2 protein-coding genes are annotated in these 2833 nt (G+C 43.6%); one reads left to right on the top strand and one right to left on the bottom strand.

From position 1 onward, the window contains the following. Nucleotides 1-2125 (bottom strand): HAD-IC family P-type ATPase (locus ACH2DQ_RS15620; protein ID WP_395027355.1); only part of this gene is annotated, 2125 nt, incomplete at its 3' end. A 270-nt stretch (nt 2126-2395) separates the two neighbouring features. Here ACH2DQ_RS15620 and ACH2DQ_RS15615 point away from each other — a divergent pair. Then, the coding region (locus tag ACH2DQ_RS15615; protein WP_395027353.1) for a hypothetical protein at nt 2396-2833 on the top strand (438 nt) is incomplete at its 3' end.

The raw sequence follows: 2833 nt of genomic DNA, 5'->3' as shown, positions 1-2833 counted from the left end.
TTACGGCGTGGATCCCTTTACCGGCTAATTCTTCCACTGATGCAGGACGGTTTAACTCCATTTTTTGGTTTCTGGCTTCATTTACTATACTTGTTCCGATGGGATGTGTGGAATCCAGTTCGCATATGGCTGCAAGCTTCAGGATTTCCTGCGAGGTAAATCCATTGGCGGGAACCGCATGCTGAACCTGGAAGTTCCCTTCCGTTATGGTTCCTGTTTTATCCATAATAACCGTAGAAACATCTTTTAATGCTTCCAGTGAAACACCGCCTTTAAAGAGGATTCCACGTTTGGATCCGGCTCCGATGCCGGAGAAAAATGCCAGCGGAACGCTGAGTACCAGGGCACAGGGGCAGCTGATTACCAGGAAGGTAAGCGCTGTATAAACCCAGTGATTCCAGTCACCTGTGATCAGGGATGGAATAATAGCGGTACAAACAGCCAGAGCCACTACAAACGGCGTATAAATTCTGGCAAAGCGTGTAATAAACCGGTCTATCTTTGGCTTACTGGCGGCTGCATTTTCAACGGAATCCAGTATTCTGGTTACCATGGAATCTTCCAGAACCTTTTCTACACGGATTTTAATCAGCCCCGAAGTATTCACACAGCCCGAAGTGACTTCATCTCCATAGCCAGCTTTTACAGGTACCGGTTCTCCGGTAACAGGGGAAGTATCGATTCGGCTTTCGCCCTCTATAATCACTCCGTCTAATGGAATGCGGTCACCGGGACGTACAACCAGAATGTCGCCAACCTGGGCATCTCCTGCTGGAATAACCTGAACGTCTTCACCGATGGCGAGATTCACCACTTCCGGCCTCATATCTACAGCATCCATGATCTGGCTGCGGCTCTTTTCTACGGCACGGTCTTCAAAATATTCTCCTACACGGTAGAAGAGCATAACGCCGATTGCTTCTGCATAGTCACTGATAACAAAAGCACCGATTGTTGCAATACTCATCAGAAAATTCTCATCAAATACATGACCTTTGGTAATGTTCTTAATTGCAGTCCATACAATTTTCCAGCCCAGAACCAGGTAAGAAACGGCATAAACCACAAACACGGGTGCAGGACCGATATTTTTTGACTCCATTACTTTAGCGGCAATTAAGAGGAGTGCACCTACAATAATCTCAATAATAGAGCGGTGTTCCTGAAAGAAAACAGTTCTTTTTGGCAGGTCTGTTACTTTTTTGGAAAGAATATCTCTTCCTTTGGGCGTGGTATCTCTTGCCGTAATGACAACATCCGGTTCAATGGATTTTGCAATTCTTTGTATTTCCGGTATTAATTTATCCGGGTCTTTTGCAGTTATGCGAAGCTGCTTTGTGGCATAAGTAATGGTTGCATTTGTTACCTCCGGAAGATTGTTGATCATACGTTCAATTTTAGCTGCGCAGTTGGCACAGTCTAATTCTTCGATGGTATAAGTATTTGTCACCTGGATTCCCGGTGTTTTAGCACCTCTTTGGACGATTTTTACATCCGGTTCAATAGAAGCACAAATTTCCTGCATTCTTGGTAGAAGAGCATCAGGGTCAGGTGCAGACACTCTTAATTGTTTTGTAGCATAAGCAATTGCAGCATATGATACCTCCGGGATATCTTTAATTTTACGCTCCATTTTGGCGGCACAATTTGCACAGCCCAGATTTTCCAGGATATAAACTTTTTTCTTGTTATCTGCATCCGGCATTTTACAGGTACACCTGGAAAGGCTTTCTCCGCAGACATCACAGTATTCTACGTGGGGATTGCATAATTCACAGGTACAGTCATCGGGATGACCGGGAGTCTGAATATGCCGGCATTCAAAATGCGTGTGGGATCTGGTACATGCCTGCTCATTTTCCGAATCATCTTCGTGATCAGGGTCACAGCCACAGGCGCATTCTTCGTGAGAGTGGTGGTGGCGTTCATGTTCATGCTCATCGGAATCGTGAGCGCAGCCGCAGCCACAGGAACTGTCATCCCCGGCATGTGAATGTCCTTCGTGCTGATGTGCATGGTCTTCGTGTGAATGTCCGCAACTGCAATGTTCATCATGCTGGTGTTTCGGATTCATTTTCGTGTTTAAAGATTTTTTGTTACCTTGTTCTGCTTTATGATCTTTCATAACAGGTACCTCCTGATTTGATTTTTAAAGTTGAAACACATGAACAACTATTCATATGTTAATATAATCATATCTTTCAGGAAATGTCAATACTAATTTATTAATATCATAAAATTTAATAAATGTGACAAAAGTCACTGGTGTTTTTTCTAAGAAACGTTTATACTATAGGATAAGAATCATTAGGAAGGAAAATGGAAGATTAAAGAACTATTCATTTTTCGGAGGAAAGCCGGAGATTAAGGCAGAGGGGAATTAAGGTGATGGGACATGCGTAAACGTATTTCGAATATATTATGGGGAATTGTGTGGTTGGTTCTAGGATTGGGGATTGCAGGAGATATGCTGGGAATTTTAAATTTTTCACCGTTTTTTGATGGATGGTGGACAATGTTTATTATTGTCCCTTCTGCATTAAGTATGATTGAGCATAAACCTGGATCTTCAAATGTAATTGGACTTTGTATCGGTGTTTTCTTTTTAATGAGCTCCTGGAATCTGCTTAGCTGGGGAATGGCAGGGCGTTTAATCTGGCCAACAGTCCTTGTGGCAGCCGGTGTTGGTTATCTGGTAAAACGTCAGAGAATCGGCTATCAGGAACACAAGCAGGTAGGCGGCGGATGTAATGGGGCAGCCTGGTATGGCGCACAGGGCAGTGGCAATTACCGTAAATTTGAAAATGACAGAAGAAATCAGGGCTTTGGAAAC

The sequence above is a fragment of the Robinsoniella sp. genome, from assembly GCF_034124845.1.
Note: the sequence above shows the minus strand (reverse complement) of the source record. Positions and strands in the feature narration are given on the sequence as shown.